Origin of the sequence: Pseudomonas sp. FSL W5-0299, assembly GCF_005930655.1 — a bacterium.
Taxonomy (GTDB): Bacteria; Pseudomonadota; Gammaproteobacteria; order Pseudomonadales; family Pseudomonadaceae; genus Aquipseudomonas; species Aquipseudomonas mandelii.
This window is the reverse complement of record NZ_RXHX01000037.1, coordinates 43,726-63,320: the sequence shown is the minus strand read 5'-3', so window position 1 is coordinate 63,320 and position 19,595 is coordinate 43,726. Positions and strand designations below refer to the sequence as shown.

The following is a 19,595-nucleotide window of genomic DNA, read 5'->3' as shown; positions in this document are numbered from 1 at the left end:
GGCTGATATCGAGCATGTCGGTCATAATGTCGGTGATCTGCGTGCCGACGATGCTCACCAGCACCACGGTCAACCAGTAGATCCAAGGCGAATACGCCGTTTTACGCATTTGCAGAAACAGCGCGCCCCCCAGCAGCAGCGCCATGCCGATGCTGGTCCAGCCTGCGCCGAACCCCGCGTCCACGGCCAGGAAGTCGGCGCCGGTTTCCCCCACGGTGGTCGATAGAATCTTGATCACCCAGAAGGCCAGTGTCACTTCGGGGACTTTGTTAAGCCATCCGGCTTTAGCGGGATTCATGTGCGGGTTACCTCTCCTGAACAGCGCTGAACTTGCGCTGAGGGGAAGATACGCCCCAATACTTAGCTGGGACTGAGGATTCGCTCAATATTAAAGAGCGCGGTAAAAACATTTACCGATCTTCCGACTAAACAAGTCATCTTAAGCACCGACTGTCTGAATCGCCCCTGGTTTCGTAGACACATCCGACTGACCCCTTTTGGCTGTGGATTCAACCGGTCGATGCAAATGAGTGGTCAGTTCGAACACAAACGGCAACGCCCCTAACTCAAGTCTGAAAATTCCCGACCGCTACATTGAGCGCACCGCTGACATGCTTCAGTTCCAATGTCGACGCCTGCAGCGACAGACTCTGCCGCGAGCTTTCCTCTGCTACCTCGCGCACCTTCGTCATACTGTTGTTGACCTCATCCGCACCATACTCTGCTGTTCATCCATGGCTTCGTAGGTGCCGGCTGATTCAATCGCTCATTAAATCCAACACTCAGGGTTTCAAGCGACTACAGCCGGTGAGCCTAGGTTCCTCGCGGCTTAGCCCTAGCAGTGGCTTCCGCGATCAAGGGGTCGTCAGGCCAAAAATGCTTGGGGTACCTCCCCTTCAGGTCTTTCTTCACCTCGTCGTACGTCGACTTCCAGAAATTTGCTAAATCCTGGGTAACTTGCACAGGGCGCCGCGCTGGCGATAACAAATGGAGCTTGAGTACCTGACGTCCGTTGGCAATGCGCGGTGTGTCTGCAAGGCCAAACAACTCTTGGAGTCTCACAGCCAATACGGGAGGCCGCTCGCTGTAGTCGATTCGAACGTTCGATCCAGAAGGCACCCCAATCATCTGAGGTGCCTGTGCCTCAAGTTGCTGCGGCAACGGCCACGGCAAGAGGGTGCGCAGAATTGATGGAAGATCGATCTGCCCAAAGTGGCTGAGCCTGGTTACCTTTGTGATGTAGGGGGTAAGCCACTCCCCTAGAGACTCCAGAAGTACTTGGTCACGAAGATCTGGCCAATCACTTGTGCTCCCCTTCTCCAAATCCAGATCCCGTAGAAGCGCTACACGCGCTTGCCACTGGCGCAACTCTGGAGTCCAAGGCAAGAGTTCAATTCCCTTGCGCCGGATGTAATTGATCAACGCCTGGGCGCGAGCTTCGTCATCAAGGTTTGCCATAGGGGCAGAGGAAAGTACCAACTCCCCGACCTTCAGCTGCCGCTCCGCTCGAAGCACACCTTCTCGCTCATCCCAGTCCAGCTCATCCACCTGACGGACTTGCTCCTTTAGAACGGAGTTGAACAGCTGTTCATCGAAGTCCGCCGCCAAATAAATGCGCTCTTCACGTTGGCCTTGGCGACTACCCAGATCAGCGATCACCAACCAAGAATGCTTCATCAGCACATCGCTTTCGGTAAACATGGCTGCACGGCCGTTGGCGAGACGGTACTCAGCACCACCAGCGCGACGTTGTTGAGCGACACGGTCGGGGTATGCGAGAGCCAATAGAGCTCCCACCCACCGTGGATGTTCAGGATCTATGACCGGGTTGGCAATGGGGTGGCGCAGATAAGAACGGTATTGCTTGGCAAGCTGCCTAGCACGTTGCGCACTGCCTTGCTCGGAACGCTCGGCACGCTGCTCTCCAGAGACAATTGCAAGACGATTGTGGATATCTGCACCGGCACCACGCTGAATATCACGTTCCCCCAGTAGCGCGGCAATATCACATGCAAGCTGTCCAAGGCCCAAAGCATGACCTCGGAGAAGCAGGTGGGCTATGCGCGGATGCGCCGGCAATTCCGCCATAGCTTGTCCATGCTTTGTAAGCTTCCGATCCTCACCCAGAGCCCCCAAGCGAACGAGTAGGTCACAGGCTTGGGAATAGGCAGCTGCAGGCGGAACATCCAACCATTTCAGATCAGGAGGAAGGACACCCCATCTGGATAGTTGCAGAGCTAGTCCAGCGAGGTCAGCCTGCTGTAATTCAGGAGTACCGTAGGCTGGCAGTTGATCGTGCTGAGCCTCCGACCAAAGCCGATAACAAACACCAGGTTCAAGACGACCCGCACGTCCCGCTCGTTGAGTCGCGCTCGCTTTCGATATCCGCTGCGTGTCCAATCTGGTCATCCCGCTACGCGGGTCGAATCGAGGCACACGTTCGAGTCCCGAGTCGATAACTACTCGAACACCCTCGATAGTCACGCTGGTCTCAGCGATGTTGGTAGCCAGCACAACCTTTCGCTTCCCTGCAGGAGGTGGATCAATCGCAGCTCGTTGTGCAGTTAGCTCGAGCTCTCCATGCAAAGGACACAGCAAAACGTCTTCTCGATCTCCCAAGCGATCTTTCAGAGACTGGTGTACTCGTCGTATTTCGGCCTGCCCAGGTAGAAACACCAAGAGACTTCCACCTTGTTCCTCCAAAGCATCCAAGCATGTTGAGACTACACGCTGATCAAGATAATCGCCTGATTGATAAGGAGCTCCCCAGATCGTCGTAACCGCGTACATACGGCCTTCACTGGTGACGATAGGGGCATCGTCGAGCAATCGAGAGAGTCGCTCTCCCTCCAGCGTTGCGGACATTAGCAACACCTTAAGGGGGACATCGTCTCGCAGCATCTCGCGGCAATTGAGCGTCAGTGCCAAGGCCAAATCCGCATCAAGATTGCGAAGATGAAACTCGTCGAAGATAACCAGACCCACGCTTTCAAGTGACGGATCCTCTTGTAACCTGCGAGCAAGAATCCCTTCGGTCACGACCTCGATACGCGTTTTCGGCCCTACTTTGCTGTCCAGGCGGATGCGGTAGCCTACGGTCTCACCAACTCTTTCACCAAGCTCACTCGCCATACGTTCCGCTGCTGCACGGGCAGCGAGACGTCGTGGTTCTAGCATCACGATTGTCTGCTCTTTCAGCCATGCCTCACCAAGGAGAGCAAGGGGCACTCGCGTGGTTTTACCTGCTCCAGGAGGCGCTTGCAGAACGACCTCATTACGATCATTCAAAGCGTTCAAAAGGGCCGGTAGGGCAGCATCGATTGGCAAAGTACTCATGTGGACTCCGAACTGTAGGGAGTCAGTATAAGGTGGTCAGGGAATACGATGCATGGGTGAGCCAGCGATCATGACTTGCGCCGAAGAGTGCAGCAGGTATATGAACTAACATTTCGGGGCGGATAACATTCTCCTTGCCCCTCCCTTTCATGAACTGCGTTTCTATCTCCCAAGCCAGTAAATTTCAGCCTTGATAGTGACGACAGCGTTTTCTAGTGAACGATCCTATGGAACAAATCCCTTTCGATACTGACGATGGCAACACGATGTTCATTTGCCTCGAATGCATAGGGGATCCTATGCTCAAGGGATTCAAATCACTGCCCGAGTTCGAGGTCACCTGTACCGCGTGCAATTGCTCAACTCGGCAAGCTGTTACTCCCGCACGCATTGCGCGTTTCATACGCAAGCACCTACCGACACACTTTTCTGTCGACGCTGGGCTCTACGATGATTATGAGATGTCGCTGGCAGAGGTGGTGAGTAGGGCCATTCGATGCGACAACTTACTCGCCTGCAAAGCCATTGCGCATAAAATGGTCAGCCCCCGCGCGCATGAAGACGACTTCTACTGGAAAGGTCAGGTGTATTGCGTGAAGCGCAATCCCTTTGACGATGCAGAACATGAGCGCTGGTGGATTGTCGGTGACTGGCACGACATTGCTTATGAACTGAGCCATGAACGCCGGTTCTTCAGCGACAAGGCACGCAAGTTCTTTGAGTCACTCCTTCACGAGGCTTTGAGTGCAGAAAAACCGTGCAGCCCTGGAACACCAGCGGTTATCAAAACGCTACTTTCAGGTACCAAGCTTTATCGTGCTCGAATCGCAGCCAATCCAACTGAGGTTCAGCATTTCAAAAGCAACCCTCTGGCAGAGTTGGGTGCACCGCCACTGGATCGCGCAAAAAACAATCGGATGAGCGCCGCAGGCTTTTCATGGATGTACGTGTCACAGGACACCACTACTTGCGTTCGTGAGGTGTTACCCAATCAGGGAGACATGGTCGTGGTGGGAGAGTTTGTGTCCACTACACCGCTGAGGGTCTTTGATCTCAATGCGCTGAGTCATCGACTGAAGCATGCGCCATTAAGCTTGTTTAGCCCTGACTATGAACAGCGCAGCAACCACCGACAGCTGTTGAGGTATCTGCACGACGAGATTGCTCAGCCTATCGAACGCCCTGAAACCGGCTACGTGATGACTCAAGCCTTTGCCGAATACATTCGTTGCTACGCGCCGCATCAGTTTGATGGCATCAGTTTTCGCTCTGTGCAGCATCCCGGCGGGGTCAACTACGCGCTGTTCGCTAAAGACAATGCCGAGCGCGTGCGATCAGCTTACAGCCGTCCGGCATTCGATCTGGTGATAAGCAGCGATTCCGTGACACTGCAAATAGCAGAATGAGTCAGTGCACGGTACCGTGCAGCCTAGTTACACCCTCGGACAAAAGCCGTCGCAATTTTAAGAGTTTCGGCGATCTAGCAGCCAGCTTCAATCAAGGCCCAATTTGCAAATTGGAGAGACTGAGCCTAGTGAAAACTGTCGTTTTTGGCTTTAAATCCCACGCTCATTCAATGCCGAATTAGTCGTTCCCTTTCCGACGCACGCTGCCGCCTTCTAAGCTCAGCTGTGGAGAAATACAATTCGCGAAATGGCACTTTTAATGAGGCACGCCCATGAAGAACTGTACATAAACACAGCCCTCAAATTACTGCTCGCTAAATATGTCAGTATCAGCTAGACCTGCTAATGGCCTTTTGCTAATTTCCAAGTGAATCCAAGGCTACTGGATGAAAGCAGGCGACTGATGCCCCGCATCAGGGTACTTTCGGAGGGTAACGATCAGCATCGCCTCCTGACGAGTTTCAAAAAGGCAGGCATGCATTGATTACGACACCACTCGGTAAATATACAGGCATAACCTGGGAAGCAGAATGTCAGCTTGTGTTCAAATTCAAGCACGGAGCAGATGGATATCAGCAAGTTCCCCCGTCTCCGGGTGATTATGGCATCGAAGGCTTTACTAAGCGTACTGGTTATGCCTTTCAATGTTACTGCCCTGAAAAGCAGTACCATCAAGATGAGCTATATGAAAACCAGAGAGACAAAATCAATAAAGATCTCGGTAAACTAAAGAAAAACACCGCAGAATTGCAGAAAATTCTCGGCAACACCAAAATTTCAACTTGGTGTTTCGTCACGCCTGAAATCAACAGAAACAAATTGCTCTCTTATGCTCAGACCAAGCAAGCAGAAGTAAGGGCCTGGGATTTACCGCATTTAGACAAAAATTTCACCATCCTACTGCACGATCATGAATTCTACGTGCAGGAGTTCAACACACTGAGAATATCAGCAGGCTTACCTCCATGCCTGGGCTCGCCAACAGAATCGTTACCGAAAGTGAGCAAGACTCTTGAGCCATTTGACGAAAACCTGGCCAGAAAATGTAGTTTACGGATGCCCGGAAAACCTGCCAGACAGGTGGAAAGCTTGGTAGCTCTCACCACAAAATCTTTTCTAGATCACGATACTTACTTTCAGTCGCTGTACGACCGTTCGCCTCAGACTTATGTAAATATTGCTCGCATCGTAAACGCCTTCGAGTTAGAAGTTCAAGAATGGGGACTCACGTCAGACGCAACACCTGAGCAGCTAACAGAACTGGTAAAGACCAGACTGATGGATTTTTTGGTCACCGACCGCAATCTGAACATTGACAAGTCTACGGCAAGCGAGGTGGTGCGAAGAACCATTGCTCGTTGGCTTGCGATCTGTGAACTGGACTTCAACGAGTAAACTATGGCTCAGCTTAAATTCACAAGGCGGCCCATCCCCGTTCTTTCAGAACTTCGCCCACTATACAAAATATCACAAGCACTTCTTATACTTCATCTGTCGTGCCGTGGTGCAAAAGGCAGCCTTCCAAAAATCCACCTTTTAAACTGGGCGCTCAAGACTCCCGAACGTATAAAGGGTCTTGCAATTGGAGCAGAACACGGTCAACTGCACCTCCCCATTTGGGGTTTTGATCCGGCCATGGCAATTGCATTGAACCTTGCATTCAAGGATTCCCTGATTACACCCACAACGAACGGCTTTGAGCTCAGCCCCAAAGGAAAAGCCTACGTGAACCTGATACTCGCTGACGAAAGTGTACTCAGTGAGGAAAAAGCCGCCCTAAAATCAATCGGAAAAAAAATTACGGAAGACATGGTAGATTCCGTTTCCAAGGGATGGGAATAATTATGTACATCAAGGCGATCAAGATTGATATCCAGACAACCAGCGGCCCGTTTGGATTTTTCACTACTTTTAGTCGAAACCTTAACATTATTAGGGGCCGTAATTCCGCCGGCAAAAGTACAATTGTACATGCGATAATGTATGCTATCGGCATGGAAGAATTACTAGGCGCTCAGAATGAAAATGCGCTGACTTACGCCCTAAAAGATCACCTTGAGCACGAGAACATCAAACATGCTATCCGCTCATCCAAAGTAACAATTGAAATTGAGAACAAAGGCAAAACAATTACTGCCACTCGAAGTGTCAAAGAAGAAGGACTTAGCACAAAGCTGATACAAATACAGGAATGCTCAGGCCTGACTGAGAGACAGACCGCTCCCACTCTCTACAAGTTTCTTCATGATGGTGGCAGCGCGAAAATTGAGGAAGGCTTTTACACCTACTTCGAAAAATTCCTAGGCTTGACGCTGCCATTAGTACCTAAAACCAATGGAAAACCCGAAAAGCTTTATTTGCAGTACGTTTTTGCTGCAATGATGGTAGAGCAAAAACGTGGGTGGACTGACTACATCGCCAACCTGCCCTACTTTGGGATACGAGATGCACGGATTAAAATTGTCGACTTCCTTGTAGGCACTGACGTCTTCGAAACAGATGCAAAGCGTGACATCCTGGATCAAGAGGCAAAGTCGATCCACGAAGAATGGCAAATTTCTTATCGAACGCTTGTCACCGAAACACTAAAGCAAGGCTTACAGTTCTCCAATATTTCAAAAAACCCAAATCCCGACTTTAAGGCCGAACTTGTTGACTTCCACAAAACGACTGAAGGCATAACTGAAAGCATATCGGAGTATCGAGCACGCAAGGTCAGCGAGCATGAAATCATCGGAATGAAATTGACCCAACAGGGTGAAGCGCCAACCCAAGAATTAACACAATCCATAGACAAACACACCAGCGAACTCGAACGCTTCACGGTCGCTTACGAGACCTGTTTAGGCAACCTTGCATTGCTGCGTGTAAACACTACCAGCAATAGGTTAAACACAAAGCAAGCCCGAGACGAGTTGACTAAAAACCAGGCCGCACAGAAGCTCATCAAGTTCGGCGCTTCGCTCAGTTTGTCCACCGCAGAAAACTCTTGCCCTGCATGCCATCAAGCAATAGGACACTCTCTTGTCGATCTGCATGAGAGCACACCTCACATGGACATCGGCACCAACATTGACTATCTGAGCGCTCAACTCAGAATGCTCGAACGCGAGCGAGGCGGTATCGATCAGTCGATCAAGGAAGCTGAGGCACTTAAAGATCAGTTGGCTAAAAACATTGCAGCCACCAAGTCTGCACTGAGAGCTTTGCGCTCAGATCTGACCTCCAACTCCTCCGTATCAAAATCAGGCATCAGACTGCAACTGCAGATCGAGATGGAGCTCGAAGAGCTGTTCAAATTCGAAGCGTACTCGGATCAGGTACTGGACGCCTTCGAACAGCTAGCAAACCGATTCCACGAGAACCAGAAAAGCCGCGCGCAGATGCCTCGCACCCATTACTCAGACTCCGACTTCGCCAAATATCGGCTGTTCGAAAAAATGTTTCGCGCCAATATTAGTGCCTTCGATTACCACAGCGCGGCGATCGAGGACATCGAGTTCAATAAGGAAAACCTGCTGCCGTACTTGGCCAAGATCGAGCTCAGAGAGATCAACGAGCGGAGTGTAACGTCGTCTGCATCTGTAGCCTCAACTACTCCAGCGGTTGCCAGAAGTGATGACGCGCCCAAAGGGAAAGGCAATATCGCTCGGGAGTCCAGTGCTAGTGACTTTGTGCGGCTCATATGGAGCTATTTGCTCTCCATCTATCAGACATCTGCTCACACAACAGTCAACGGTAATCACCTAGGAATACTGCTGCTGGACGAGCCTGGACAGCATTCGATGGCCACCAAAAGCCAACAGGCGCTGTTCCAATTGCTTTCATCGGAGACGGGGCTACAGAGCATCGTGGCAGCCTCTTTTGATGACAGCGAAGCGACTTACAAAGAGGCAACTTCCAACGTCCAGTTCAAGCTTATACAGCTCGGAGACAAGTCTATTTCTCCCGTTACTGATGGTCTGGGTATCTGAGGTTTTGGGAGGATGGGTTTGGTGGGGCGAGGTATCAACCACGCCTCCTCACTCCCCATGGGAAGGCGCAACTGTAACTGCATAGGGTGTCACAAGAAAAGGGAAGAGGGTGCCAGGAGCATTGGGCTACGGATCTGGATGATAGGGGGGGGCAGACCTCAGATTTGACAAAATTCCAGGTTATTTTGATGTAAATGGCAAAACGTGGAATTCGTCGAAAATCAGCAGGCCAACGCCGTCGAGTGCCGGGTCATCCTGCAAACGTCGGGTGAGAATGCCTTCAGTGACCACTTCAATACGGGTCTTGGGGCCGACTTTGCTGTCCAGCCGGATCCGGTAGCCAACGGTTTCACCGACCTTCTCGCCCAGCTCACTGGCCAAGCGCTCCGCCGCCGCCCGCGCCGCCAAACGGCGCGGCTCAAGCATCAGAATGGTCTGCCCGGCCAGCCACGGCTCGTTGAGCAAGGCCAGCGGAACACGGGTGGTTTTACCGGCGCCGGGCGGTGCTTCGAGCACGGCTTCGTGACGTGTAGCCAAGGCTTCACGCAGGGCGGGTAAAACTTCATCAATCGGCAAAGAAATCATGCTGGCTCCAAAACAGAGCGGCGAGTATAACGGCGAACTGCTCGGCGTTAATGACGGTCCTAATTCATACAGGCGTCCTTTCGTTTTGAAATTATCCAGGAGATTTCATATGCGTGTTCCCTTTCGCTTGATTGGCGGTGTATTGGTCGCGACGTTGCTGACCCAGGTGACCGCTTGCGGATCGATTTTCTACCCTGACCGTCGTGGTCAGATTGACGGCAAGATCGACCCGGCCATCGCCGCGCTCGATGCCGTGGGCCTGCTGTTCTACATCATCCCCGGCCTGATCGCGTTCGCCGTGGACTTCGCCACTGGCGCGATTTACTACGCGCCCGGTGAGACCGCACAGGTGGCCCCGGAAAAACTCAAGGAAGCGATCGGCGCCGACGGCAAAGTTGATAACCATAAGTTGCAGACTATTCTCGAAACCGAGTTGGGCCGCAGCTTCCCGCTGGATGACCCACGCCTGATTCAACACAAAGGCAGCACCCAGCAACTGGCCCTGTTAGGCCTGCAACCCGCCGCGTAATCCGTGCACGTAAAGGAATAGCCGCCCCTATGATTTCCAGCTCCGAACACGCCCGCCTGCTGCGGCTGGCGACTCGTGCCTCGGTGGCGGTGGCGTGTACGCTGATCGTCGCCAAAGCCATCGCCTGGTGGTTGAGCGGTTCGGTGAGCATGCTCGCCGGGTTGACCGACTCGGCGCTCGACGGCGTCACCTCCCTGCTCAATCTGCTGGCGGTGCATTACGCGTTGCGCCCGGCCGATGACGATCACCGTTACGGGCACGGCAAGGCCGAGTCGCTGGCGGGCATGGCTCAAGCGTTGTTCATTGGCGGCAGTGCGGTGCTGATTTCTTTGCAGGCGATCGAGCGGCTGAAACATCCGGAACCGGTGGGCGCGCCGTGGATCAGCATCGGCGTGATTGTGTTCTCCCTGGCGCTGACCGTGGCGTTGCTGATGTTGCAACATCGGGTGGTCAAGGCCACCGGCTCCAACGCGGTGCGCGCCGACTCCCTGCACTACCGCTCGGACTTACTGCTCAATGGCAGCATTCTGCTGGCGCTGGTGTTGGCCGGGTTTGGCTGGCATCAGGTCGACCCCTGGTTCGGCCTGGCAATCGCTGCGTACATCTTCTGGAGCGCGATTCAGATCGCCAAGGAAAGTTTTACGGTGCTGATGGATGAGGAACTGCCGCCGGAGGTGAGCCAGCACATGCTTGAGCTGGCCTGCGGCGTTCCGGGGGTGCTGGGCGCGCATGACCTGCGCACGCGGATTTCCGGCAACCAGTGGTTCGTGCAGTTGCATCTGGAATTACCGGGGGACCTGACCCTGTCAGTCGCCCATGGCATCAGCGATCAGGCCGCCGATGCGATTCACGCCGCTTACCCGCGAGCCGAAGTGCTGGTGCACGCCGACCCGCAGGAAGTGGTACTGGCGGCAAAGACTCAGAAAGAAACCTGATAGCCGCGACTGCTCAGGCAGTTACCTTGAGCCTGGCGGTAGGCTTGCACCACCGACGGGTCTGGCTGGTAGGTGGCCGTCCGCGGATTGAAGCCACTTTGCTGCACCGCGTATTGATAACACTCGTAACCGTCCTGGTTGACCTGCTCCGGCGACTGGCCGTTGGCCGGATAGGCCTCCACGTCGTAGCTGTTGCTGACCGGCTGCGGCTGCATTTGCACCGGCGGCTCGACCACCACGTAGTCCTGAGTGTTTTCCTGATAGGCGTAATACGAACCGGCCGCCAGGAACAGCAGCGCCCCACCGATCCACACCTCACGCGCGTAATCGGGCAAGTAGCTGACTCGAATCCCGCGAGGCGGTTGAACCACCACATAACGCGGGCCTTGTGGGCGATACCAATAGCCGCCGGAATAGAAATAATCCCGACCACCGTAAGGCACGCGGTAGTCACGGTCCGGGAAGCGGTCGATCACATGACCCGGGCGATATTGCGGGCCGGGGCCCCAGCCATTACCGTGCCCATCCGGACGACCCGCCCAACGACGATCATCGGGACGCGGACCGTTGTTCTGCCATTGCTGGTTGTAATTGTTGCGCTGTGGATTGTCCTGATAGTAACCACGCTGTGGCTGCTGGGTCTGGCGCACCGCGTCGGGGCGACCCTGGATCGGCAGGTCATTGGCCGGGAGCTGCGGGGGTGGTGGCGGTGAGCGAACAGGATTGTTGTAGTCGGGCTGCGGACGGTTCTGCCATTGGCCATTGTTCTGAGTCTGGCCGTTGTGCTCGAACTGGCGGCTGTTGTCGCCACGAATGATGTCGTTGTCCTGCGGGCGCGGCTGATTATTGCCGCCATGCCCCTGATTGATGCCCTGATGGCCGTCCGATCCACGTTGCCCGCCATCGGGACCACGGTTTTGCTGATCATCGGCCAGCGATTGCGCAGTGACACTCACACACAGCAAACCAACACCGGCCAAACGCCAGATGCGCGACTTCATGCTTTTCCTCACTGCGGGTTAGGGCCTGTACGTAAGACTGGGAAAGTACAGGGCGGTTCTGCAACAGGTTATCAGTCGCGCAACTTATTTATTGAGGGCCGCTCTCAAATTCCAGGCAAAAGAAAAGGGAGACCCGTCGGCCTCCCTTAGAGAACTTCGTCCGTGCTCGACGCTTATGACGTCGGCTCACCTCACGCCGTCTTCTGGACAGTGTGTAGCTCGGAGGCCGGCACATCCCCTGTGGGGGTGGCGGCCGCCGCCGGCCTGATTCGGCGAGCGGCTGTGGACTGTTTGTCCGAGCAGTGATTCTGGTGATAAGAATAGGCCGCGAGTGCCGGCAGAGGATTGCGAAGATTGCTCAATTAAACATCACTTGCGCAATTTTTAACCCTGGATAGATAATCTGCCGCAATAGTTATGACAAAGGCCTGATTGATGAGCAAACTCGACCGATACGACTTGAGCATTTTGGCGGAATTGCAGCGTGACGCGCGCATCTCCAACCAGGAGCTGGCCGAACGCATCGGCCTGTCGCCTTCGCCTTGCTCGCGCCGGGTCAAGCAACTGGAAGACGACGGCTACATCACCCGCCAGGTGGCGCTGCTGGACCGCAAGATGCTCGGCTTGAGCCTCACGGCTTACGTGCTGATCGGCATGGACCGCCATACGCCGGAGCGTTTCGAGAACTTTGAAGCCGCGATTCGAACGTTGCCCCAGGTGCTGGAATGCAGCTTGGTGACGGGGATGGATGCAGATTATCAACTCAAGGTTGTGGTGCCGGACATGGATCACTACCAGAAACTGCTGCTGGGGCATTTGACCCGGATTGAAGGGGTGACCAGCGTTCGTTCGAGTTTTGTGTTGAATCAGGTGCTCAATAGTACCGAGCTGCCGTTAACTCATCTGCGCAGCTGATGTCCCCATCGCGAGCAGGCTCACTCCTACAGTGGATCTCCCGAACACCGAAGACCCCTTGTAGGAGACTGCTCGCGATAAGGCCGGCACAGGCGACGAATGACTGCGACACACTGCCGCAGGTCAATCCTCCAGCCCGTCCCCATGCCGTATACTCCAGCGCCTTTTAGCCCCGCCCGCGCTGGAGATATTCAATGGATCCTGCCGTACTCGAAGAGTGGATGATGACCGGACTGGTCAGCGTCCTGATCATTTTCATGGGTTTCATCGTCTGGGATCTGGCGAAAAAATCCAAGGCCGGACGTTTTGGCTCGTTCATTCTGTTCTTCGTACTGGGTCTGGGCGTGGCTGCGTTCGTGATCAAAAGCGTGGTCATCGGCCTGATCGAAACCGGCACGTTATAAGCGCGCCGGCACTTCCTTCCACTGGCCCTGATCGAGTCCTTCGATTGTCCAGTCGCCGATTCTGACCCGTACCAGGCGCAACGTCGGCAAGCCGACGGCCGCTGTCATGCGCCGCACCTGACGGTTGCGCCCCTCGCGAATCACCAACTCCAGCCAACTGGTCGGCACGCTTTTGCGAAAGCGCACCGGCGGGTTGCGTGGCCACAGCTCGGGCTCCTCCAATTGCCGCGCCTCGGCCGGCAAGGTCATGCCGTCATTCAGTTCGACGCCGTCACGCAAACGCTGCAACTGCTCAGCGCTCGGCTCACCCTCCACCTGCACCCAATAGGTCTTGGCCAATTTGTGTTTCGGGTCAGCGATTCGCGCTTGCAGCTGGCCATCGTTGGTCAGCAGCAGTAATCCTTCGCTGTCGCGGTCCAGCCGTCCTGCCGGATAGATCCCCGGAATCTCGATGTAATCCTTGAGCGTCGCCCGCCCTCCTTCGTCACTGAACTGGGTCAGCACATCGAAGGGTTTGTTGAACAGGATCAGCTTCGGCTCGGCCGGCGGCGCTTTGGCGACACGGCGCGGGGCTGGGGAGGATGGCGCAGGCTTCGCGCCAGGGCGGCGAGAAACGGGACGTTGTGGACGGGACATGGGAAAGAGGAGCATCTAACGGTCAGGGCTGCCAATGCTAGTGCCCTGACCGTCAAATGACCATCACGAATCAGCGGAACGGCGGCTCGTCGAAGCTGCGCAGTTTGCGCGAGTGCAACGAGTTGAGTTCGGTGCGCAACAGATCCACCGCCTCGATGCCGATCTTCAAGTGCTGGCTGACCGCGCGCTCATAGAAGGCGTTGGCCGAACCCGGCAGCTTGATTTCGCTGTGCAGCGGTTTGTCCGACACACAGAGCAACGTGCCATAGGGCACCCGCAGGCGATAGCCTTGGGCGGCGATGGTGCCGCTTTCCATGTCCACCGCCACGGCGCGGGACAAGTTGATCAGCGGACGCTCCTGGGCCCAGCGCAATTCCCAGTTACGGTCGTCGTAGGTCAACACGGTGCCGGTGCGCAGGCGCTTTTTCAGCTCGTCGCCCTTTTCGCCGGTAATGTTGGCGGCCGCTTGCTGCAAGGCCATCTGCACTTCGGCCAGGGCCGGGATCGGAATGTTCGGCGGCACCACCCGGTCGAGAATCCCGTCACGACGCATGTAAGCGTGCGCCAGCACGTAGTCGCCAATGGTCTGCGACTGACGCAAGCCGCCGCAGTGACCGATCATCAACCAGCAATGTGGACGCAGCACCGCCAAATGGTCGGTGATGTTCTTGGCGTTGGACGGGCCGACGCCGATGTTCACCAGGGTCACGCCATGGCCATCGCTGGCAATCAGGTGATAGGCCGGCATCTGATAGCGGTGCCACACCACGCCCGCAGCAATCGCCGAGGCTTCGCCGTGGTCCATGCTCTTTTCGATGATCACGTTGCCGGGCAATACCATGCGCACGAAACGCGGGTCACTGCGCAACTGCTCCAAACCATGGACGATGAATTGGTCAACGTACCGGTGGTAGTTGGTCAGCAGAATCCACGGCTGCACATGACGCCAGTCGCTGCCGGTGTAATGCACCAGTCGACGCAGGGAAAAATCCACCCGCGCGGCATCGAACAGGGCCAGTGGCAGCGGATCGGTGTTCTCCCAGTCGTACAAGCCATCGGCAATGCCGTCGGTCGCGGCGGACAAGTCGGTGCTCGGGAACACCCGCGCCAGCACGGCAGCGGTGACGCCGGAGCCGGCCAGTTCATCGCCCTGCTCGACCACGTAAGGATAAGGAATGTTTTGCTGGCTGATGCCGACTTCGACGGTCACGGTGAAGTCGTGCATCAACGGCACGAGTTGTTCCAGCAGGTATTTACGGAACGCCGCCGGATGGGTGACGGTGACACTGTAGGTTCCAGGCAGCTGAACCTTGGCGTAAGCGCGGGTGGTCTGTGGGACTTCGCCCTGGCAGTGGTAGGTCAGACGCAGTTCGGGATAACGAAACATCGCACGCTGCTCAGCGTCCGGTTCGACTCGGTCCTTGAGATAACGCTTGAGCGCCTGGTTCAGCGCGGTGGTTGCACGATTGTGCAAGAGCGCAAGCCGGTCCACGGCTTGCTCGGCGGTTTGAACGACAATAAAAGCTTCGGTCACGATCAGCATCCTGTGTTCTGACTTGCAGAGCTTCATCTTGCCTGCATCGTCGCTTCACGGGAACAGTGGCGTGTTGGCTATATGTCACTGATAGCCCCTGTAGGAGTGAGCCTGCTCGCGATAACGGCTTGTCAGTCACATAGATGTTGGATGTGCCAACGCTATCGCGAGCAGGCTCACTCCTACAGGGGTTCTGTGTGGTTCATGCCATCGTGGTCAAAAACCCTGCGGAGTCGAGCGGGCGACGATCGCCTCAACATCCAGCCCACGCGGCAACGCGCCATACACCCGACCGGCCGAGCCGAGGCGACTGGCGATGAACGCATCGCTGACTGCCGAGTTGCCGGCTTCCAGCAACAGTTTGGCCTGAAGCCCCAGCGCAATGTCTTCAGTGAGCTGCCGCGCACGGTATTGAATGTCGCTGGTGTCCTTGAACGCCGTCTGCAACTGGCTGATGTGCGCAGCCAGGCGCTTATCACCGTGACCATCACCCAACTCGCTGAACAACACATCAAGCACACCTGGCTCCTTCGATAGCGCCCGCAGCACGTCCAGGCACTGCACGTTGCCGGAACCTTCCCACGTCGAATTGACCGGTGCCTCACGGTAGAGGCGCGGGAGGATGCTTTCCTCGACATAGCCCGCACCGCCCATGCATTCGGCGGCTTCGTTGATCATTGCCGGGGCGCGCTTGCAGATCCAGTACTTGCCCACCGCCGTTACCAACCGGGCGAATTTGGCTTCGTGGCTGTCATCCAGATGATCCAGCGCCTTGCCCATGCGCAGGCTCAAGGCCAGGGCCGCTTCGCTTTCCAGCGCCAGATCAGCGAGTACGTTTTGCATCAACGGCTGTTCGCTGAGCAACTTGCCGCCGACCATGCGATGTGCGCAGTGATGGCTGGCCTGGGTCAGCGCCTGACGCATCAGCGAGCTGGAACCGACCATGCAATCGAAGCGAGTCATCGCCACCATCTCAATGATGGTCGGAACACCGCGCCCTTCTTCACCGACCATCCACGCCAGCGCGCCACGAAACTCCACTTCGCTGGAGGCATTGGAGCAATTGCCGAGTTTGTTCTTCAGGCGCTGGATGTAGAACTGATTGCGCGTGTCGTCCGGGCGATGGCGTGGCAGCAGGAAACAGGTCAAGCCCTTGTCCGTCTGCGCCAACGTCAGGAAGGCATCGCACATCGGCGCGGAACAGAACCACTTGTGCCCCACCAACTCATAAGCCTGGCCCGGGCCACTAGCGCCGACCGGGTACGCCTTGGTGGTGTTGGCCCGCACGTCGGTGCCGCCCTGTTTCTCGGTCATCGCCATGCCGATGGTGACACCGGCCTTGTGGGCCATGCCGACATTGCGCGGGTCGTATTCGGTCGAGAGGATTTTCGGCAGCCATTGCTTGGCCAGGTCCGGTTGCAGGCGCATCGCCGGGACGCTGGCGAAGGTCATGGTCAACGGGCAACCGCTGCCGGCTTCGGCCTGGCTGTGCAGGTACGTCATCGATGCGCGAGCCACATGGGCGCCAGGTTGCGGATGTGCCCAAGGTAATGAGGTCAAGCCGTGCTCGACCGCCGTGCGCATCAACTGGTGATACGCCGGGTGAAATTCCACCAGGTCGATGCGATGCCCGTATCGGTCATGACTGACGAACACCGGTTTGTTCTGATTGGCCAGGAATCCTGCTTCCATCAGCGGCCCGCCGGCCAATGCACCATAAGCGTCGATCCGCGACTCGGCCCAACCCGCCCCGAAACGCCGAGACCATTCTTGCAAAGGCAGGTCGATGCGATAGAGGTTGGCGCCGTCCAGCGACGGGGGCTGATTGGTGACTTCGTGGGTTTCGGCGAACTGATGCAGGTTCATGACGGGGCTCCTTTGGTCAGCCAAGGGATTCAGTTAAGCACCGCCTCTTGGCCGAACAAAGTGTCATACCCGCCTAAATGTCGGCGCTTTCGCCTTGCCCCGAACAGAGTACCCGGCGATAGAGCGCCGCTTGCAGATCCTCGAATTTCACCGGTTTGCTCAGGTGATCGATCAAGGCTCCCGTCGGGCAGCGCTCCCGGTCGGCGCTCACGGCAATCACGAACACCGGCAAGTCGGCACAGCCCGGCAAGCCGCGGATCTGGCAGCAAAAGGCGGTGCCATCCAGCGTCGGCAACTGACCATCGAGCAGGACAGCATCGAAGCTTTCACGCTGCAAGAGGTCGAGCGCGGCAGCGCCGCTGTCGGTGGCGCGCACCCGGAAACCGAGCTTGAGCAACATGCCACGCATCACCAATTGATTGATGCTGTTGTCATCCACCAGCAGCACCGTGCAGTCCTGTGGCAATCGAAGACGCGGAAACTCGCGGGTCATCAAGGGCACTGCCGGCCGCTCGACCACAGGCAGTTCGAACTCGACGTCCAACTGGAAACGGCTGCCGCTGCCGGGCTCGGATCGATGGGTCAGGCGTCCGCCGAGCAATTCGACCAGTTGCCGACAGATCGCCAGGCCTACGCCCAGGCCGCCGTATTCACGGGTCATCGAGCCGTCGAGCTGGAAGAAGCGCTGATACAGCTTCGCCTCTCCCAGATCGGTAAAACCGATACCGGTGTCGATCACCGCAAACGACAGCGACACCCGGCCGTTTTCCACCGGTTTGCCCGTCACGCGCAGGGCCAGCCCGCCGACCCGGGTGAATTTGATGGCGTTATCCAGCAGGCATTCCAGGCATTGCGCCAACTTGGCGCTGTCACCGTTCAAGCGATCCGGCAGGCCCGGCATCACTTCGACTTTGAAGTCCAGAGACTTGCCTGAAGCATTGCCCTCGAATTGGGTGCGCAAGGTGTCGACCACGCCACGCAGACTGAACGTTGCCGGGATGACTTTAAGCTTGCCGGCCTGCAACTCGGTGAGGGTCAGGATGCCGTTGACCATGCGCATCATGTCCCGTGCGGAGCCGGCGGCGGTTTGCTGGTATTGCTCCAGTTCCGGGTCCATATCGACGGTTTGCATCAACTCCAGCGAACCGATCACACCGTTCATGGGCGTGCGCAATTCGTGGGTCAGGGTGGCGAGGAATTCATCCTTGAGCTTGTTACTGTGGGCCAGTTGCTGGTTCAGCACCTCGAGTTTCTGACCGGCATCGAACAGCGTCTGCGCTTGCTGCTCGCGCATGGCGTTGATGCGGTCGGCCAAGGCGAGGGACAGCAGCGCCACTTCGATGGCCGAACCGATCTGGCTGGAATACATGGTCAGGAACACGTTCGGCAGGTATCCCAACACCATGAGGGTGTTGACGATGCCGCCGAGCAGGAAGGCCGACCAGGCAATGATGAAATATCGGGCCACCCGCAAGCCACCCAGCCAGGCGCATAGCCCGGCGATGAAAATCGCCACGGTGAAAACCAACGCCAAGGCTGTTGCCAGGCGCAAGGCCAGGGCGTAGCTGGTCATCAACGACAACCCGACCACGAGCGCACTGAACGCCACCAGCGCCAACAGTAAACGGTCGAGCCAGCGACTGTGGTTGGCCGTCTGCAAGAAGCTGCGGGCGAACTGGCTGCCGAACAGTCCAGCACAACCGATGAAGAATGGCGTCGCGGCGTTGGCCCACCACGGATTGTCCGGCCAGAAATACTCCACGGCTGCGCCGTTCACTGACAGTTGATACAGGCCGAAGGAAGCGATGTAGAAGATGTAATAGAGATAGCTGGTGTCGCGCACGCTGAGGTAGATGAACAGGTTGTAGACCAGCATCCCCAACAACACGCCATAAATCAGCCCCAGCACATAAAGGCGGACCGGCTGTTCTTCGAGGTAAGCGGTGCTCGACCACAAGGTGACGGGTGCCTGGATCGACCCTTCGCTTTGCAGGCGCAAGTACACCGTTTGCGCCTGGTCAGGCAGGAAATCGAGATCGAACAGGTAGTTGTTCTGGCGGAACTCGCGACTGGCAAACGGCAACGCATCGCCTGTTTGCCGGGCCAATCGAAAGTCACCGCCAGCATCGGGCAAGTAGAGATCGAGGTGATCGAGGGGCGGATAGGCCAGTTCCAGCAGCCAGGTCCGTTGCGCCGCCGGGTTCGACGGACGGTAATGCAGATCGATTTTCAGCCAGAACACCGAACGCGAGTAACCGGCGTTGAGGGTGGCTTTATCGTGGGGCTTGAAGTTACCGGCCGCGGCTTGCGCACGGACATCGGCGATAGTCGCCTGACCGCCCGCGTCTTCGTAGACCTGCAGGGTTCGGCCCAGGGGAAGGCTCTGGGTGAATTCATCGAATTCGACGGCGCTCGCCATGAGGGGCAAGCACAACAGCAACATCAGCAAATAGCGCATTTAAGCCCCAGCGTGG

At 56.4% G+C, this 19,595-nt stretch carries 14 protein-coding genes and 2 pseudogenes; 8 read left to right on the top strand and 8 right to left on the bottom strand.

Going from position 1 to position 19,595, the window contains the following annotated elements:
- Both FHL16_RS28580 and hrpB read right to left on the bottom strand, forming a co-directional pair.
- Nucleotides 1–298 (bottom strand): annotated as a pseudogene (locus tag FHL16_RS28580) (hypothetical protein); the annotation flags it as partial.
- A gap of 515 nt (nucleotides 299–813) precedes the next feature.
- On the bottom strand, nucleotides 814–3,336 hold the full coding sequence (hrpB, locus tag FHL16_RS28575) for an ATP-dependent helicase HrpB (RefSeq protein WP_017340964.1): 2,523 nt from the start codon (nucleotides 3,334–3,336) through the stop codon (nucleotides 814–816).
- A gap of 227 nt (nucleotides 3,337–3,563) precedes the next feature.
- On the opposite strand from hrpB, the gene FHL16_RS28570 reads away from it, so the two are divergent.
- The 4 genes from FHL16_RS28570 to FHL16_RS28555 all read left to right on the top strand — a co-directional run bounded on the left by FHL16_RS28570 (nucleotide 3,564) and on the right by FHL16_RS28555 (nucleotide 8,716).
- Nucleotides 3,564–4,742 carry an RES family NAD+ phosphorylase gene (locus tag FHL16_RS28570; RefSeq protein WP_017340965.1) on the top strand — a complete coding sequence of 393 codons (1,179 nt, stop codon included), beginning with the start codon at nucleotides 3,564–3,566 and terminating at the stop codon, nucleotides 4,740–4,742.
- 480 nt (nucleotides 4,743–5,222) lie between these two features.
- Nucleotides 5,223–6,137, top strand: a complete 915-nt coding sequence (locus FHL16_RS28565; protein WP_017340966.1) for a hypothetical protein — start codon at nucleotides 5,223–5,225, stop codon at nucleotides 6,135–6,137.
- Nucleotides 6,138–6,140: 3 nt separating this feature from the next.
- A complete protein-coding gene (locus FHL16_RS28560; protein WP_017340967.1) occupies nucleotides 6,141–6,584 on the top strand; it encodes a hypothetical protein in 444 nt (147 codons plus the stop codon).
- A gap of 2 nt (nucleotides 6,585–6,586) precedes the next feature.
- The gene (locus FHL16_RS28555) at nucleotides 6,587–8,716 is read left to right on the top strand and encodes an ATP-binding protein (RefSeq protein ID WP_033037430.1); all 2,130 of its coding nucleotides are present in this window, start codon (nucleotides 6,587–6,589) and stop codon (nucleotides 8,714–8,716) included.
- 204 nt (nucleotides 8,717–8,920) lie between these two features.
- Here FHL16_RS28555 and FHL16_RS28550 read toward each other — a convergent pair.
- Nucleotides 8,921–9,301: pseudogene (locus FHL16_RS28550) on the bottom strand (DEAD/DEAH box helicase); the annotation flags it as partial.
- 109 nt (nucleotides 9,302–9,410) lie between these two features.
- On the opposite strand from FHL16_RS28550, the gene FHL16_RS28545 reads away from it, so the two are divergent.
- A complete protein-coding gene (locus FHL16_RS28545) occupies nucleotides 9,411–9,830 on the top strand; it encodes a hypothetical protein (protein ID WP_010467395.1) in 420 nt (139 codons plus the stop codon).
- Nucleotides 9,831–9,859: 29 nt separating this feature from the next.
- Nucleotides 9,860–10,765, top strand: coding sequence for a cation diffusion facilitator family transporter (locus FHL16_RS28540; protein WP_010467394.1), 906 nt, complete (start codon nucleotides 9,860–9,862; stop codon nucleotides 10,763–10,765).
- Here the strand turns inward: FHL16_RS28540 and FHL16_RS28535 are convergent.
- Entirely contained in the window at nucleotides 10,750–11,766 is a 1,017-nt protein-coding gene (locus FHL16_RS28535; protein ID WP_077749955.1) for a DUF6515 family protein, read from the bottom strand. The genes FHL16_RS28540 and FHL16_RS28535 overlap by 16 nt on opposite strands.
- 435 nt (nucleotides 11,767–12,201) lie before the next feature.
- Here FHL16_RS28535 and FHL16_RS28530 point away from each other — a divergent pair, with 435 nt between their 5' ends.
- Entirely contained in the window at nucleotides 12,202–12,681 is a 480-nt protein-coding gene (locus FHL16_RS28530; protein ID WP_007894448.1) for an Lrp/AsnC family transcriptional regulator, read from the top strand.
- A gap of 194 nt (nucleotides 12,682–12,875) precedes the next feature.
- Nucleotides 12,876–13,085 carry a DUF2788 domain-containing protein gene (locus FHL16_RS28525; protein WP_010467392.1) on the top strand — a complete coding sequence of 70 codons (210 nt, stop codon included), beginning with the start codon at nucleotides 12,876–12,878 and terminating at the stop codon, nucleotides 13,083–13,085.
- On the opposite strand, the gene FHL16_RS28520 is transcribed toward FHL16_RS28525, so the two are convergent.
- The 4 genes from FHL16_RS28520 to FHL16_RS28505 all read right to left on the bottom strand — a co-directional run bounded on the left by FHL16_RS28520 (nucleotide 13,080) and on the right by FHL16_RS28505 (nucleotide 19,579).
- Nucleotides 13,080–13,721, bottom strand: coding sequence for a pseudouridine synthase (locus FHL16_RS28520; protein WP_010467391.1), 642 nt, complete (start codon nucleotides 13,719–13,721; stop codon nucleotides 13,080–13,082). The two genes, FHL16_RS28525 and FHL16_RS28520, sit on opposite strands and share 6 nt — an antisense overlap.
- A 70-nt stretch (nucleotides 13,722–13,791) precedes the next feature.
- Nucleotides 13,792–15,291, bottom strand: a complete 1,500-nt coding sequence (gene amn / locus FHL16_RS28515) for an AMP nucleosidase (RefSeq protein WP_169858286.1) — start codon at nucleotides 15,289–15,291, stop codon at nucleotides 13,792–13,794.
- Between the two features lie 180 nt (nucleotides 15,292–15,471).
- Nucleotides 15,472–17,121, bottom strand: coding sequence for an acyl-CoA dehydrogenase family protein (locus FHL16_RS28510; RefSeq protein WP_077749954.1), 1,650 nt, complete (start codon nucleotides 17,119–17,121; stop codon nucleotides 15,472–15,474).
- A gap of 73 nt (nucleotides 17,122–17,194) precedes the next feature.
- On the bottom strand, nucleotides 17,195–19,579 hold the full coding sequence (locus FHL16_RS28505; protein WP_077749953.1) for a hybrid sensor histidine kinase/response regulator: 2,385 nt from the start codon (nucleotides 19,577–19,579) through the stop codon (nucleotides 17,195–17,197).
- Nucleotides 19,580–19,595: the final 16 nt, after the last annotated feature.

Bases quoted from the DNA above. Each gene is read 5' to 3' on its own strand.
- hrpB (WP_017340964.1), bottom strand. From the start codon at position 3,336: ATGAGTACTTTGCCAATCGATGCTGCCCTACCGGCCCTTTTGAACGCT.
- FHL16_RS28570 (WP_017340965.1), top strand. From the start codon at position 3,564: ATGGAACAAATCCCTTTCGATACTGACGATGGCAACACGATGTTCATT.
- FHL16_RS28560 (WP_017340967.1), top strand. From the start codon at position 6,141: ATGGCTCAGCTTAAATTCACAAGGCGGCCCATCCCCGTTCTTTCAGAA.
- FHL16_RS28555 (WP_033037430.1), top strand. From the start codon at position 6,587: ATGTACATCAAGGCGATCAAGATTGATATCCAGACAACCAGCGGCCCG.
- FHL16_RS28545 (WP_010467395.1), top strand. From the start codon at position 9,411: ATGCGTGTTCCCTTTCGCTTGATTGGCGGTGTATTGGTCGCGACGTTG.
- FHL16_RS28540 (WP_010467394.1), top strand. From the start codon at position 9,860: ATGATTTCCAGCTCCGAACACGCCCGCCTGCTGCGGCTGGCGACTCGT.
- FHL16_RS28535 (WP_077749955.1), bottom strand. From the start codon at position 11,766: ATGAAGTCGCGCATCTGGCGTTTGGCCGGTGTTGGTTTGCTGTGTGTG.
- FHL16_RS28530 (WP_007894448.1), top strand. From the start codon at position 12,202: ATGAGCAAACTCGACCGATACGACTTGAGCATTTTGGCGGAATTGCAG.
- FHL16_RS28525 (WP_010467392.1), top strand. From the start codon at position 12,876: ATGGATCCTGCCGTACTCGAAGAGTGGATGATGACCGGACTGGTCAGC.
- FHL16_RS28520 (WP_010467391.1), bottom strand. From the start codon at position 13,721: ATGTCCCGTCCACAACGTCCCGTTTCTCGCCGCCCTGGCGCGAAGCCT.
- amn (WP_169858286.1), bottom strand. From the start codon at position 15,291: ATGAAGCTCTGCAAGTCAGAACACAGGATGCTGATCGTGACCGAAGCT.
- FHL16_RS28510 (WP_077749954.1), bottom strand. From the start codon at position 17,121: ATGAACCTGCATCAGTTCGCCGAAACCCACGAAGTCACCAATCAGCCC.
- FHL16_RS28505 (WP_077749953.1), bottom strand. From the start codon at position 19,579: ATGCGCTATTTGCTGATGTTGCTGTTGTGCTTGCCCCTCATGGCGAGC.